Origin of the sequence: Mesorhizobium australicum WSM2073, from assembly GCF_000230995.2 — a bacterium.
Taxonomy (GTDB): Bacteria; Pseudomonadota; Alphaproteobacteria; order Rhizobiales; family Rhizobiaceae; genus Mesorhizobium; species Mesorhizobium australicum.
In genome coordinates this window covers 4783782-4798289 of the sequence record NC_019973.1, presented here as the reverse complement: position 1 = coordinate 4798289, position 14508 = coordinate 4783782, and the positions used below count along the sequence as shown (strand labels likewise).

Annotated in this window: 14 protein-coding genes; 11 read left to right on the top strand and 3 right to left on the bottom strand. The window is 64.0% G+C overall.

Features of this window, described 5'->3' with window-relative positions:
- Positions 1 to 21 precede the first annotated feature (21 nt).
- The 5 genes from MESAU_RS23215 (at position 22) to MESAU_RS23195 (ending at position 5960) form a co-directional block, all read left to right on the top strand.
- A complete protein-coding gene (locus tag MESAU_RS23215) occupies positions 22 to 948 on the top strand; it encodes a DMT family transporter (protein ID WP_041163872.1) in 927 nt (308 codons plus the stop codon).
- The gene (locus MESAU_RS23210) at positions 941 to 1144 is read left to right on the top strand and encodes a hypothetical protein (protein ID WP_015318460.1); all 204 of its coding nucleotides are present in this window, start codon (positions 941 to 943) and stop codon (positions 1142 to 1144) included. The genes MESAU_RS23215 and MESAU_RS23210 overlap by 8 nt, the downstream gene beginning before the upstream one ends.
- A 161-nt stretch (positions 1145 to 1305) precedes the next feature.
- The gene (locus MESAU_RS23205) at positions 1306 to 1758 is read left to right on the top strand and encodes a Ros/MucR family transcriptional regulator (RefSeq protein WP_015318459.1); all 453 of its coding nucleotides are present in this window, start codon (positions 1306 to 1308) and stop codon (positions 1756 to 1758) included.
- A 133-nt stretch (positions 1759 to 1891) separates the two neighbouring features.
- A complete protein-coding gene (locus tag MESAU_RS23200) occupies positions 1892 to 3769 on the top strand; it encodes an ABC-F family ATP-binding cassette domain-containing protein (protein ID WP_015318458.1) in 1878 nt (625 codons plus the stop codon).
- A gap of 82 nt (positions 3770 to 3851) precedes the next feature.
- Positions 3852 to 5960: a molybdopterin-containing oxidoreductase family protein gene (locus MESAU_RS23195; protein ID WP_015318457.1), complete on the top strand. Its 2109-nt coding sequence runs from the start codon at positions 3852 to 3854 to the stop codon at positions 5958 to 5960.
- Between the two features lie 31 nt (positions 5961 to 5991).
- On the opposite strand, the gene MESAU_RS23190 is transcribed toward MESAU_RS23195, so the two are convergent.
- Positions 5992 to 7134, bottom strand: a complete 1143-nt coding sequence (locus MESAU_RS23190; protein WP_015318456.1) for a flavin-containing monooxygenase — start codon at positions 7132 to 7134, stop codon at positions 5992 to 5994.
- Positions 7135 to 7195: 61 nt separating this feature from the next.
- Complete coding sequence (locus MESAU_RS23185; RefSeq protein ID WP_015318455.1) at positions 7196 to 7675, bottom strand: Lrp/AsnC family transcriptional regulator; 480 nt, start codon at positions 7673 to 7675, stop codon at positions 7196 to 7198.
- A gap of 103 nt (positions 7676 to 7778) precedes the next feature.
- Here MESAU_RS23185 and MESAU_RS23180 point away from each other — a divergent pair, with 103 nt between their 5' ends.
- From MESAU_RS23180 to MESAU_RS23165, 4 genes are all read left to right on the top strand, one after another.
- A complete protein-coding gene (locus tag MESAU_RS23180) occupies positions 7779 to 8987 on the top strand; it encodes a diaminopropionate ammonia-lyase (protein ID WP_015318454.1) in 1209 nt (402 codons plus the stop codon).
- A 14-nt stretch (positions 8988 to 9001) separates the two neighbouring features.
- Positions 9002 to 10249, top strand: coding sequence for a Zn-dependent hydrolase (locus MESAU_RS23175; protein ID WP_041163871.1), 1248 nt, complete (start codon positions 9002 to 9004; stop codon positions 10247 to 10249).
- The gene (locus tag MESAU_RS23170) at positions 10242 to 11402 is read left to right on the top strand and encodes a M20 aminoacylase family protein (RefSeq protein WP_015318452.1); all 1161 of its coding nucleotides are present in this window, start codon (positions 10242 to 10244) and stop codon (positions 11400 to 11402) included. The genes MESAU_RS23175 and MESAU_RS23170 overlap by 8 nt, the downstream gene beginning before the upstream one ends.
- A gap of 309 nt (positions 11403 to 11711) precedes the next feature.
- Positions 11712 to 11882, top strand: a complete 171-nt coding sequence (locus tag MESAU_RS23165; protein WP_224525574.1) for a hypothetical protein — start codon at positions 11712 to 11714, stop codon at positions 11880 to 11882.
- Positions 11883 to 11915: 33 nt separating this feature from the next.
- On the opposite strand, the gene MESAU_RS31550 is transcribed toward MESAU_RS23165, so the two are convergent.
- Positions 11916 to 12056, bottom strand: coding sequence for a hypothetical protein (locus MESAU_RS31550; protein ID WP_015318450.1), 141 nt, complete (start codon positions 12054 to 12056; stop codon positions 11916 to 11918).
- Between the two features lie 109 nt (positions 12057 to 12165).
- Here MESAU_RS31550 and MESAU_RS31545 point away from each other — a divergent pair, with 109 nt between their 5' ends.
- Positions 12166 to 12339, top strand: coding sequence for a hypothetical protein (locus tag MESAU_RS31545; RefSeq protein WP_015318449.1), 174 nt, complete (start codon positions 12166 to 12168; stop codon positions 12337 to 12339).
- A gap of 68 nt (positions 12340 to 12407) precedes the next feature.
- Entirely contained in the window at positions 12408 to 14501 is a 2094-nt protein-coding gene (locus MESAU_RS23160; RefSeq protein WP_015318448.1) for an ATP-dependent helicase, read from the top strand.
- Positions 14502 to 14508 lie beyond the last annotated feature (7 nt).

Genomic DNA, 14508 nt, shown 5'->3' with positions numbered 1-14508 from the left:
AGCCGGTTTTCGGACAGGATCATGGTCGAACGCAGGGATAGAGCCCCATGGCGCTTCTTTCGGCATGGATCAGGCTCGATGTCCGCGCTGGTCTTCGCCACCGGCGCGGTGGCGTTGTGGTCGACAAATGCGCTGGTCGGCAAATCCCTGCTGGCCAGTCACCCGGTGTCGCAGGTGCAGTTCCTGCAATTTGTAGGGGCCGCGCTGGTCTTCGCGGCCATCCGGTTGATGAGCCGGGAGAAAGCCACGGCAATCGCGGCGAGCACCGCGCTGGCGCCGCTCGCGGTCGGCTTCATCGGTCTGGTCGGCACCATGGTGCTGCAATATATCGCCTTCGCCTCGATGCCGGTGATCGAAGCCAATCTCGTGGCCTACACCTGGCCCTTGATGGTTGCCGCGGCAGTGATCGCCTTCGAAAATCCCCGGCGTCCGGCTTTGCTGGGCCTTGCAGCGGCCCTTGGGTTCGTCGGCGTCGCGCTGGTGATTTCGGGAGGCCGCGACCGCACCTGGTTTCAGGGTGATCTCGCCGGCTATCTGTGCGCATTCGGGTCCGCGCTGTGCATGGCTTTCTATTCGGTGATGGTGGGACGGCTCGCCACTTCGCCGGACCGCCTGTTGCTGCCATCGTCGCTGGTTGGCGTCGCTTTGACCCTTATATGGTCCGCTCGCGAAGGCTTCGCCTGGCCCACCGGGGTGGATCTGGCCCTCGGGCTCTATCTCGGTGCCGGCCCCATGGGGCTTGGTTACTACTTCTGGTCGCGGGCCCTGAAACTGGGAGGCAGCGGGAAGGTGGCTGTCATTGCCTATCTCACGCCGATCGCTTCGACACTGCTGCTGACCTTGTCCGGCGAACGGTTGACGACGACAGCCATTGCCGGAGCCGTCCTTGTCATAGGCAGTTGCATCGCGGTCGGACTGGAACGTTCGGAGGCGGAAAATTATGTTTGACGACAATGAACGTCTCGCCAGGCAGGAAGCGCATTGGCTGATCAAGGAATTTGGCGCCGAGGCACCACTTTACGCCGCGATGAAGGCCGAAAAGGCGATCGAGCAGAAGGATTTCGGGCGTTGTGCCCGCTGGAAGCGTATTCTTGAGATATTGGCTGACAGCCGTTCAACCAAGTCTGCCGTATCCAAGTATTAGATTTTCTAATTTGCACGAGGTCGATTTCCCATAAAAGTAGTTGGCGCCAAGTCTTGATTCGTTTTGGGACTTGGCGGGTCCGTTGGGGGCACGGTTAAAGAGATACATCGACAAAAGTCTTCACTGGGGTAGACGACTTTGTCGCAAATAGGGTGAAAGAATTGTCAAATATCGAGGATAAGATCGTTATCGAGCTAACCGCCGATATTGTCTCGGCTTATGTAGGCAACAATCCGCTCCCGGCTTCGGGCCTGCCTGACTTGATTGCCAGCGTCAGCGCCTCGGTCCGAAAGCTGGCTGGTGCGGCTGTCGTGGAAAGCCCGAGCCTTGTTCCGGCCGTGAATCCGAAAAGGTCGGTGTTTCCCGACTACATCATCTGCCTGGAGGACGGAAAGAAGTTCAAGTCGCTCAAGCGACATCTCAGGACGGACTACGGCTTGAGCCCTGACGACTATCGCGCCAAATGGGGCTTGCCGCCGGACTACCCGATGGTCGCGCCGAATTACTCCGCGACCCGGTCGGCGTTGGCGAAGTCGACGGGACTTGGCCGCAAGCCGGCCGCTGCGCCGGCAGTCGTGGCCAAGACGACAAAGCGCGGCAAGGCGGCTGCCTGAGGCCTTGCCGACTGCACGGCGGGCGCTGTCGCGGCTCTGACGGCGCGGTTGTGGGCGCCGTTTCCAGGCCTTGTGCGGCCAACTGGCCCGCAAGGTCTTGCGAAGCGTTGGTGTCCAGTGCAAAAGCGCGGCCATGCTTATCATCAACGACCTCTCGCTCCGCATGGCGGGGCGCCTGCTTCTCGACCACGCCTCGCTCACCCTGCCGGCCGGCACCAAGGCCGGTCTTGTCGGCCGCAACGGGACCGGCAAGACGACGCTGTTCAAGGCCATAACAGGCGATTTCCCCTCCGAGACCGGTTCGATCAGCCTGCCGAAGAATACGCGGATCGGTCAGGTGGCGCAGGAAGCGCCCGGCACCGAGGACCCGCTGATCGAGATCGTGCTCAAGGCCGACCTCGAACGTTCCGCGCTCCTCGAAGAGGAAAAGACCGCCACCGATCCGCACCGCATCGCCGACATCCACATGCGGCTGGCCGATATCGACGCCCATTCGGCCGAGTCTCGCGCGGCCACCATCCTGGCCGGCCTAGGCTTCGACGACGCCGCGCAGCGCCGTCCGGCCTCGTCCTTCTCCGGCGGCTGGCGCATGCGCGTTGCGTTGGCCGCCGTGCTGTTTTCGGAGCCCGACCTTCTGTTGCTCGACGAGCCGACCAACTATCTCGACCTTGAAGGGACGTTGTGGCTTGAGAACTATGTTTCAAAGTATCCGCACACGGTGCTTCTGATTTCGCACGACCGAGATCTGCTCAACCGTGCCGTCAATTCGATCGTTCATCTCGACCAGAAGAGGCTGACGTTCTGGCGCGGCGGCTACGACCAGTTCGAGCGCCAGTATACCGAGCAGAAGGAATTGCAGGAAAAGGGCCGGGTTAAGCAGGAGGCCGCCCGCAAGCACATGGAATCCTTCGTCGAGCGTTTTCGCGCAAAGGCCTCCAAGGCAAGGCAGGCACAGTCGCGCATCAAGGCGTTGGAAAAGATGAAGCCGATCTCGGCCATCGTCAACGACACGGTACGGCCGTTCTCTTTCCCCGAGCCTGTGAAGACCGTGGCCTCGCCGATCGTGGCGCTGAACAACGTCAATGTCGGCTACACCGAGGGTCAGCCGATCCTGAAGAAGATGACGCTGCGTATCGATGCCGACGACCGCATCGCGCTGCTCGGTGCCAATGGCAACGGCAAGTCGACCTTCGCCAAACTTCTGTCGGGTCGCCTGAAGCAGGAAACCGGCACCATGACGGTGGCGCCGGGTTTGAAGGTGGCGATCTTCGCCCAGCACCAGCTCGACGATCTGCGTCCTGAGGAGAATGCCTATGAGCACGTCCGCCGGCTGATGCCGGAGGCGCCGGAATCGAAAGTGCGCGGCCGCGTTGCCCAGTTCGGCCTCACGACCGAGAAAATGAATACGCCCGCCAAGGACCTGTCCGGTGGCGAGAAGGCGCGCCTTCTGATGGGCCTGTCTGCCTTCGAGGGCCCGAACCTGTTCATCCTCGACGAACCGACCAACCATCTCGACATCGACAGCCGCGAATCGCTGATCCATGCGCTGAACGAATTTCCCGGCGCCGTTATCCTGATTTCGCACGACCGCCATCTGCTGGAAGCGACCGCCGACCGGCTGTGGCTGGTCAAGGACGGTGCGGTCAATCCCTATGACGGCGACCTGGAGGATTACAAGACGCTGGTCACCGGCGTTTCCAGCGACCGCCGTGGCAAGCGCGAAGCGGACAAGGCGTCAAAAGCCGACCGTCGCCGCGACGCGGCCGCACGCCGCGCCGCCTTCGAACCGCTGGCCAAGGAAATCCGCGCCACCGAGGCGCTGATGGATCGCATCCGCAAACGCATCGACGGCATCGAGGACGAGCTGTCCAATCCGGCGGTCTATGAAAAGGATCCCTCAACCGCGACGCGGCTCGCCAAGGAGCGCTCGCAGCTTGCGCAGACGCTGGCAGGCCACGAGGAAAAATGGCTGACCATGTCGGCCGAATATGAGGAAGGCACGGCGGAGTAGGGTGCGTAGTCTCCCGACGAGGGGGAGATTGGCTGATTATCTGGCCCTACACGCCACTCCCGAAACCCGCTAAACAGGGGCCATGAACCAGCACGCCAACCTCCGCATCGGCCATTCGGCCTGTCCGCATGATTGCCCGTCGACCTGTGCTCTCGAGGTCGAATTGCTCGACGGCAACCGCATCGGCCGGGTCCATGGCGCCAAGGCCAACAGCTACACATCGGGCGTCGTCTGCGCCAAGGTCGCCCGCTATGCCGACCGCGTCCATCACCCCGATCGTCTGCTGAAGCCGTTGGTGCGCAAGGGCGCCAAGGGCGAGGGCGTCTGGCAGGAATCTAGCTGGGAGGCCGCTCTCGACCTCGTCGCCGAGAAATTCGACGCGGCCGAAGCGAAGTACGGCTCCGAGACGGTCTGGCCCTATTACTATGCCGGCACGATGGGGCTGGTGCAGCGCGACGGCATCGAGAGGTTGCGCCACGCGAAAAAATACTCGGGCTTCTTCGGCTCGATCTGCACCAATCTCGCCTGGACCGGCTGGATGATGGGGGCAGGCGCGCTGCGCGGACCGGACCCGCGCGAGATGGCGAAATCCGACTGCGTGGTGATCTGGGGCACCAACGCCGTGGTCACGCAGGTCAATGTGATGACCCACGCCGTCAAGGCGCGCAAGGAACGCGGCGCGAAGATCGTGGTCATCGACGTCTATGAGAATGCGACGATGAAGCAGGCCGACATCGGTCTGGTCCTGAAGCCCGGCACCGACGGCGCGCTCGCTTGTGCCGTCATGCATGTCCTGTTTCGCGAGGGCCTGGCCGACCGCGCCTATCTGCAGAAATATACGGACGATCCGAAGGGCCTGGAGGCGCATCTCGTTACCCGCACGCCGGAATGGGCGGCTGATATTACCGGTTTGACGGTCGCCGAGATCGAGACCTTCGCGCGCCTCGTCGGCACGACGAAAAAGACCTATTTTCGCCTCGGCTACGGCTTTGCCCGCCAGCGCAACGGCGCCGTCAACATGCATGCCGCGTCATGCATCGCCGCCGTCACCGGCGCCTGGCAGTATGAGGGCGGCGGCGCCTTCCATTCCAATTCCGGCATCTTCAAGCTCAACCAGGAGGTGCTCGAGGGCACGCGCATGCGCGATCCCTCGATCCGCTATCTCGACCATTCCCGCATCGGCCCGGTGCTGACCGGCGCCAGTGACGCGCTCTATGGCGGACCGCCGGTGACGGCGATGCTGATCCAGAACACCAATCCGGTGAATGTCGCGCCCGAGCAGCGGCTGGTGAAGCAGGGATTTTTGCGAGACGATTTGTTCACCTGCGTGCACGAGCAGTTCATGACCGACACGGCCAAGCTGGCCGACGTCGTGCTGCCGGCGACGATGTTCGTCGAGCATGACGACATCTACAAGGGCGGCGGCAACCAGCACATCACGCTCGGCCCCAAGCTGATCGAACCGCCGGAAGGGCCGCGCACCAACCATTTCGTCATCGAGCAGCTGGCCGGGCGCCTTGGTGTCGCCGACAGGCCGGGCTTCGGGCTGACCGAGCAGCAGCATATCGACATCATCCTTGGCAAGCGCGGGTTGGGCAGCTTCGCCAGCTTGGAAGAGCAGAAGTGGATTGATCTGCAGCCGGATTTCGACACGGCGCATTTCATCCGGGGCTTTGGCCATGCGGATGGGAAATTCCGTTTTCGCGCCGACTGGACCGGCCAGGCGGCTCCGAACCGGCCGCCGAAGAGCATGGGCCTGTTCGGCCCGGTGGCGCGATTGCCCGAATTTCCTGATCATGTCGACCTGATCGAGGTGGCTGACGAAGCCCATCCGTTCCGGCTGACGACCTCGCCGGCGCGCAACTTCCTCAACTCGACCTTTTCCGAAACACCGGTGTCGAAGGCCAAGGAGGTCCGCCCGGAACTCCTGCTGCATCCCGAGGACGCGGCGGCTCTAGGGCTGGCCGAGGGCGACCGTGTCGAGATCGGCAACATGCGCGGCGAGGTGGTGCTGCACGCCAGACTGTTCGGCGGCATCAAGCGCGGCGTCGTGATCGCCGAGGGTATCTGGCCGAACAGCGCGCATGAGCGCGGCGAGGGCATCAATGTGCTGACCGGCGCCGACGCCCCCGCACCCTATGGCGGCGCTGCCTTTCACGACAACAAGGTCTGGCTGCGCAAGGCGGATTGAGCCGAGCGGAGCCAGGTCGTCCGCGAGCCCATCACACCGGCAGGGTTTCGGCCACCTTTTTCCTGTTTTGCCGTTGGCGGATGTCATCGCCGACCGCCTGGGCCTCGATGCCGATTTCGCGCAACAGCCCGGTGACCGCGTTGTGAAAGCCGACCAGATAAAGGCCGAGATCCGAAGCTCGGGCATTGACGCCGCTGGGGCCGGGCTCCACGCCGGGTTCGAGGAACCTGGCATAGCCCGGCCGATAGCCGGTGGCGAAGAGGATGGCGTCGAATTCGCCGTGCTTGCCGTCCGCAAAACGGGCACCGCGTTCCGAGATTTCGGCGATGTCGGGCGCCACCTTGATAGCACCTTCCCGGATCTTGCCGATGGTGCCGACATCGATCACCGGAATGCGCGACGCAAGGGCGATCTGCTGCAGCAATCCCTGCTTCGGCCGTCTGAGCCCAAACTTCTCCAGCCTCCCCAGCACCAGATCGAGGATGACGGGGAACAGCGCGTCGTTGATGCGCTGCGGCCCGAGCCGCGTCGCCATGCCGACCATCTGGATCGGCACGCCGAACAGTTCGCGCGGGACGATGTGAACGCCCCCGCGCACCGAGATCGTCGGTCGGGCGCCGCCTTCCACCAGGTCGAGCGCAATCTCCGCGCCGGTATTGCCCATGCCGACGACCAGCACCGATTGGCCGGCAAAAGGCGCGGCGTTGCGATAGTCGGCGCTGTGCAGCGTCTTGCCCTTGAAGGCCTCGATGCCGGCAAATCTGGGCAGCAAGGGTTCGGCATTGTAGCCGGACGCGATCACCACATGCGAAGCGCGTAAGGCGCCGGAGGTCGATTCCACCCGCCAACCGCGGCCATCCCTGGCGACCGCTCGCACCGTTTCGCCGAAGCGGGGCTCCAGGGCGAAGCCTTTTGCATAGGCGTCGAGATACTCGACCACGAGGTGGCGCGGCACATAGCGCGGATAATCCCTTGGGAAGGGAACGAAGGGCAGCGAGGAGTAACGCTTGGTCGTATGCAGATGCACACGGTCATAGTGACGCCGCCAGGCTGGCGCGGCCTGCTGCTCCTTCTCAAGCATGACGAAATCCTGCCCGGCCTGGCGAAGACATGCGGCAACCGCCAGGCCCGCCGGCCCGGCACCGATGATCGCGACTTTCGTGGTTTCGTCCATGCGCGCCTCCCCCTCCAATTGGCGATCCAGAATGTCAGAAACGTGGCAAGGGTGCACCGGCTCATCCAGGCAGGGGCACCGTCAACCCGACCTTGACGCGGTCCATGGCGACGAAGGTGCGGAACTTCCGCACATTGTTGCTGCCGAAGAACAGTTTTCGCGTCAGCGCCTCGTAGGCGCCCATGTCGGCCACGGCGATGACGAGGATGAAGTCGGCCTCGCCGGTGACATAATAGCATTGCTGTACTTGCGGCTCCGCCGAGAATTGCCGCTTGGCTTCGTCGATCAGTTCGGTGCGTTCGCTCTCGAGCTCCACCTCGACGAAGATAGTGATCGGCTGGCCGACGGCCGCCGGCTCGACAATGGCGACATTGCCGGTAATGACGCCGGTCTGCTCCATGCGCTTGATGCGGCGCTGCACGGCTGGCGCCGACAGGTTCACCGCCTCGCCGATCAGCCGTTGCGGCGTCGTGTTGTCCCGCTGCAGGATGGCAAGGATGGCGAGATCGAAGCTGTCGAGTGAGGCTGGCGACTGAGACATTGCTATCCTGACGAAACAAACTTGCATTTCAAGAGCTAAATTGCGGCGCTTTTTGCGCAGGGTTTGCAATATATCTTCTCTTGGACGCCAAGGAGAGACCGCAATGTTCCTGCCCAATCGCCATGCCTTGCACCGCCAGCCGCTGGACGAGGCCGATGCCGAAACCCTCGGCATCGCCGGGGCGGACACTGTCGAGCGTTTCCTTGCCCGCCGTGACAATCACTTGGCGACGCCGCTGCACGCCCTGCCGGCGTTGGCTGGCGAACTCGGTCTCGGCACCTTGTATGTCAAGGATGAGGGCTTTCGCCTCGGCCTAGGCAGCTTCAAGGCGCTGGGCGGCGCCTATGCGGTCTTCCGCCTGGTCCTGGAGGAGGCAAGCAAGCGGCTCGGCCGCTCCGTCGATGTCGGCGATCTCGATCGGCCCGAAGTCCGGTCGGTCGCTGCGACCATGACGGTTGCTTGCGCTACCGACGGCAATCATGGCCGCTCCGTCGCGCAAGGCGCCGAGCTTGTCGGCGCAAAGGCAGCGATCTTTGTCCATGCCGGCGTCAGCGACGGGCGCGTCGCGGCCATCGCCCGCTATGGGGCGGAGATGATCCGCGTCGACGGCAACTACGACGATTCGGTCAGGCAGGCGGCGCGCGTCGCCGCGGAGAAGGGCTGGACGGTGGTTTCCGATACCTCATGGCCGGGCTACGAACGCATTCCGGGCCTCGTCATGCAGGGCTACACCGCGATCGTGCGCGAGGCGCTGGGCCAGGTCTCCGAACCGCCGACCCATGTCTTCGTGCAGGCCGGCGTCGGCGGCATCGCGGCGGCGGTCGGCGGCCATCTCGCCATCGTGCTTGGCGAAGCCAGGCCGGTTTTCACGGTGGTGGAACCCGCCCGTGCCGCCTGCGTTTTCGGCGCCGCCAAGGCCGGGCACCCGGTCAAGATCGCGCATGGCGAGGCGACAGTCATGGCGATGCTCGAATGCTACGAGGCCTCGCCGGTCGCCTGGCGCGTGCTGGCACGCGTCGCCGATGCCTTCATGACCGTCGACGAGGACGAAGCCATCGCCGTGATGCGGCGGCTGGCACGCCCGGCCGGCAACGATCCGGCCATCGTCGCCGGTGAAAGCGGCGGGGTCGGCCTTGCCGGGCTGATCCGGGCGATGGCCGATCATAAGGCCGAGCTTGGCCTCGACGCCACTTCGCGCGTGCTGGTCGTCAACACCGAAGGCGCGACAGATCCCCGCCGCTATGCCGAACTCGTCGGCACGAGTCCGGCGGATGTGCTTGCCGGCAAGGTGCTTTCTGGAGCGACGCCATGACCTTGATCGATGCGATGACCTCGATCGACGCACAAAGGCTGCTTGGCCGCATCCGCGAACTCGGCGGCATCGGTCGTGATGGCGAGGGCAGATTGGTGCGGCTGGCCGCCTCCGACGCCGACAGGCTGGGTCGCGACCGCTTCGTCGGCTGGCTGCGCGAGGCCGGTCTCGAAATCGCCATCGATCGCATGGGAAATATCTTCGGCGTCTGGCAGGCGCCGGCGAATGCCGGCCATGCGCCGATCCTCGTCGGCTCGCATATCGACACCGTCATCGATGCCGGCATCTATGACGGCTGCTACGGCGTGCTCGCCGGGCTGGAGGTGATCGAGACGTTGAAGGCGTCGGCTCTTGTCCCGTCGCGACCGCTCGCGGTCGCCGCCTTCACCAACGAGGAAGGGGTTCGCTATTCCCCCGACATGATGGGTTCACTGGTCCATGCCGGCGGCGTCGGTATCGACGAGGCGCTGGCGGCCGTCGGCACCGACGGAAGCGTGCTGGGAGAGGAACTGGCCCGCATCGGCTATGCCGGCGACGAGGAGCCAGGCTTCCTCAAGCCGCACGTCTATCTCGAATTGCATATCGAGCAGGGCCCGGTTCTGGAACGCGAAGGCGTGCCGATCGGTGCTGTGGAAAACCTGCAAGGCATCTCCTGGCAGCGCATCACCATAGACGGCGTCGCCAACCACGCCGGCACCACGCCGATGTCGATGCGCAATGACGCCGGGCATGCGGCCGCGCGTGTCGTCACGTTCCTGCACGACCGCGCCAAAGCCTCGAACACGCCGACCGTTGCAACGGTCGGAACGATGCGTTTCGAGCCAAACGCCATCAATGTCATTCCCTCGCGCGCCGTCTTCACCGTCGACCTGCGCGACCCTTTCGAGCATCGCCTGCAAGCCGAGGAAGCCGCACTCGCCGCGTTTCTTGAGAACCTGGCCGCCGATGGTGGCGTCGCGATCTCGGTCGAGCGGCTGGCCCGCTTCGAGCCGGTGATCTTCGATATAAGCATTGTCGAATTGATCGAAGCTGCCGCGAAGAAGCGCGGGTATGCATCCAAGCGCATGACCTCAGGCGCCGGCCACGATGCGCAGATGATGGCGCGCCTCGCGCCCGCGGCGATGATTTTCGTGCCGAGCGCCGGTGGCATCAGCCACAATCCGCGCGAACATACCGCCGATGCCGAGCTTGTCGCCGGCGCCAACATCCTGCTTGATATCGTCGCCCAGCTTGCGGATCAGGAGGTATCAGGCGATGGCTGAAATCGATCGTGATGTGCTGAAGCTGGAGATGACCGAATGGCGGCATGATCTGCACGCGCACCCTGAATTCGGCTTCGAGGAGGAGCGCACCGCGGCCTTCGTTGCCGCCAAGCTGCGCGAATTCGGCCTGGACGATGTCGCCGAGGGTGTCGGCGGCACCGGCGTCGTCGGGACTTTGAAGCGCGGCAGCGGCAACCGCGCGATCGCGCTGCGAGCCGACATGGACGCTCTGCGCATATCAGAGCAATCAACCGCGCCATACCGCTCCGGCAATCCCGGAATCATGCATGCCTGCGGCCATGACGGCCACACGGCGATGCTGCTCGGTGCGGCCAAGCTCATGGCCGGGGAGGGCGGTTTCGACGGCACCGTGCGCTTCATCTTCCAGCCGGCGGAGGAATGGGGCAAAGGCGCGTTGGCGATGCTCGACGATGGCCTGATGCAGCGCTTTCCCTTCGACGAGATCTTTGGCCTGCACAACATGCCGGGCTTGCCGGTTGGACATTTCGAGACCCGCGCCGGCCCGGTCATGTCGGCCGAAGACGTCTTCGAGATCGTGCTCAGGGGATTGGGCGGTCACGCTGCGCGGCCGCATTCGGGTCAGGAAACGCTGGTCGCCGCCTGTGCGCTGGTTACCAACCTGCAGACCATCGTCTCGCGCCGGCTGAGCCCGGCCGACATCTCCGTGGTTTCGGTGACCGAACTGATCACCGATGGCACCCGCAACGCACTGCCGGGCATCGCCCGCATCCTTGGCGACGCGCGCAGCTTCCGCCCCGAGGTGAGCGCCAAGATCGAATGCCAGATGCGCATCATCGCCGAAGGCATCGCTACCGCTTACAACGTTGCCGCCGAGGTCAACTACACCAGGGAATTCGTGCCTTTGCGCAACGATGCCGAACTGGTCGACGCGGCCTTTGCCGCCGCCGGGACTGTTTTCGAACGCGGCAATATCGCGGTCGCCCGCGAGCCGATGACGGCGTCGGAGGATTTCGCCCGCTTCCTCGACCACGTGCCGGGCTGCTTCGTCTTCCTCGGCAACGGCGAGGCCTCGGCACCGCTTCACAATTCCAGTTACGACTTCAACGACGACGGGCTGTTGTTCGGCGCCAGTTTCCATGCCGCCATCGCCAGGCAGCGGCTTGGGACCTGAACCCCCGGGGGGATTTTCGCGGCATTTAGCGGGGGAAAACGCCGGGGAAAGGCCGAAATCCTTGATCTGGCATGACGCTACGGCAAGACTCAGCTAGCCTCGCTCACGCGGCGGACTTGATATCCGCCTGGCCGGCGCTATCAGATTACCTCCCAAGCGGCGCCGGCCTTCTCTCCTGCATGCTAAATTAGATTTCGTTAAAGTTAGAACGCTCGCGCTCGGCGGAAGTTAGGGTTTTACTGTTATGGCTGTGGCACGCTTTTGGATGCTGCGGGTTCATAGATGCGCGGGCGGAGCTGGATAAAGGCGGTGCGTCAGGACGAAGCGCGGCGGGTGCGCGCCCGCATCGCTCAACTCGAACGAGACTTGACCGCCGCCTCGGCGCAGACACGACAGCTGCGCCAGGACGCAGGCCACGAGCTGCGCAATGCCAAGTTCCGCCTCGAGCGTCTCGAGGAATGCATCGCGGCAATGCGGTGAAGATCCCGCAATCGTTTTTGCGCAATGCTCCATTCACTGGCTGGCAATGCCATTGTTCACGACAGGAATGGCGAGATCTTGATCGGCCCCAGTCGCCTTTGTCGGCGGCAATTTGTTGTCGCAGGCCGAGAAAGCCAAAGTCACCAGCGCGAGGATCAGTCCCAGCTTTTTCATGGCTACTTCCTCCACCCGCAGAACGAGGCGGTGTCGGTTTGGTTGCACGATTGCGCCGAGGGAACAAAATCCCCTGCCTCAGGTTGACCCAGCGAAGGAGGACCGCCGCATGATCCGTTTGCTTCTGGTTGGCACGCTGGCCTTTGTCACTTACCGTCTCGCCCGCAAGATGATCGACGAGGTTCCCGACAGTGTCGATCCGCTCTTGCTGCCAGCGCCCGCAAACGACCGCGAGGCGCTACGCCGGCAGTCGGCGTCGATGGGCGTTGACCCGAAACGCTGATTGCTCCCGCTGTATTGGCGGAGCTGCTTCTCTGTTGCGAACAAAGCGGAAACGATGCTTGATGGGCGATGAACCTCGCCGCCCATGATTCGACGTTTTTGGAACAGACCGGCCAGCCGGCTTATCTCGCCCGGCTGAACGACGCCCAACGCCAGGCCGTCGAACATGGCGACGGCAAGATTGCAGGCCCGCTGCTGGTTATCGCCGGCGCCGGCTCCGGCAAGACCAACACGCTGGCGCACCGCGTCGCCCACTTGATCGTCAAGGGAGCCGACCCGCGCCGCATCCTGCTGATGACGTTTTCGCGGCGCGCCGCATCCGAAATGGCGAGACGTGTCGAGCGCATCGCCGGCGAAGTGCTCGGCCGCGACGCCGCAGTGATCACGGACGCACTGACCTGGGCCGGCACTTTTCATGGTATCGGCGCGCGGCTGCTGCGGGACTATGCGCTGGAGATCGGCCTCGATCCGGCCTTCACCATCCATGATCGCGAGGATTCCGCCGATCTGATGAATCTCGTGCGCCACGAACTCGGTTTCTCCAGGACGGAAGCGCGCTTTCCGACCAAAGGCACCTGCCTTGCCATCTATTCGCGCGCCGTCAACGCGCAGGCGCCGCTGGGTGAGGTCCTGGGGTCCGCCTTCCCCTGGTGCGCCGGCTGGGCCGAGCAGCTCAAGCAATTGTTTGCCGGTTACGTGGAGGCCAAGCAGGCGCAGAATGTGCTCGATTACGACGATTTGCTGCTCTACTGGGCGCAGATGACCGCCGAGCCTGAAATCGCCACGCATCTGGGCGGACGGTTCGACCATGTGCTGGTCGACGAATACCAGGACACCAACCGGCTGCAGGCCTCGATCCTGATGGCACTCAAGCCCGACGGCGCCGGGCTGACGGTCGTCGGTGACGACGCGCAGTCGATCTATTCGTTCCGGGCCGCCGAAGTGCGCAACATCCTCGACTTCCCTAGACAGTTCGCGCGGACCGCCGATGTGGTGATGCTGGAGCGCAATTATCGCTCGACCGAGACCATTCTGGCGGCCGCCAACGCGGTTATCGGCGAAGCCTCGGAGCGCTTCACCAAGAACCTGTGGTCGGAACGCAAATCCGCCGACAAACCGAGACTTGTAACCGTGCGCGACGAGGTCGAGCAAGCGAACTTCGTCTGCGACACCATCCTTGCCGAGCGCGAGGCCGGTACCGCGCTGAAGTCGCAGGCGGTGCTGTTTCGCGCCTCGCACCACAGCGGGCCGCTGGAGATCGAGCTGACGCGGCGCAACATCCCTTTCGTCAAGTTCGGTGGCCTGAAATTCCTCGATGCCGCGCATGTCAAGGACGTGCTGGCGGTACTGCGCTTTGCCGAAAATCCGCGCGATCGTGTCGCCGGCTTTCGCGTGCTGCAGCTTCTTCCCGGCATTGGCCCTTCCGCGGCCGCGCAGGTCGTCGAGGCCATGACATCGGCGCTGGACGAGGCGATGGGCCTGGCCGGCTGGCGTCCGCCGCAGCGCGCCGCCGACGACTGGCCCGGCTTCGTCTCGCTCTATTCCGGCTTGCGCGCCGGCGCCAAATGGCCGGCCGATCTCGAACAGGTCAGGCTGTGGTACGAACCGCATCTGGAGCGCATCCACGAGGATGCGATCACGCGCCGCGCCGACCTGCTGCAACTCGAGCAAATCGGCTCGGGCTATGCTTCGCGCGAACGCTTCCTGACCGAGCTGACGCTCGATCCGCCGGACGCAACCAGCGACCAGGCCGGCCCTCCGCACCGCGACGAGGACTATTTGATCCTGTCGACCATCCACTCGGCCAAGGGCCAGGAGTGGAAGAACGTCTTCGTGCTGAACACGGTCGATGGCTGCATTCCGGCCGATCTCGGTGTCGGCACCAAGGAAGATATCGAGGAGGAGCGACGGCTGCTCTACGTGGCGATGACACGGGCCAAGGACAATCTCAACCTCGTCATGCCCCAGCGCTTCTTTCCGCATGGCCAGGCGGCACGCGGCGACCGCCATGTCTACGCCTCGCGCACCCGTTTCATTCCGGCCTCCATCCTCGCCGCGTTCCAGCAGCTTTCGTGGCCAGCCGCGCAAGCGGCGCAAGGCAGGGCGCCTCGGCCGGAGGTGCGCGTCGACATCGGCGCGCGCATGCGCGGCATGTGGAAATAGCAGGAAG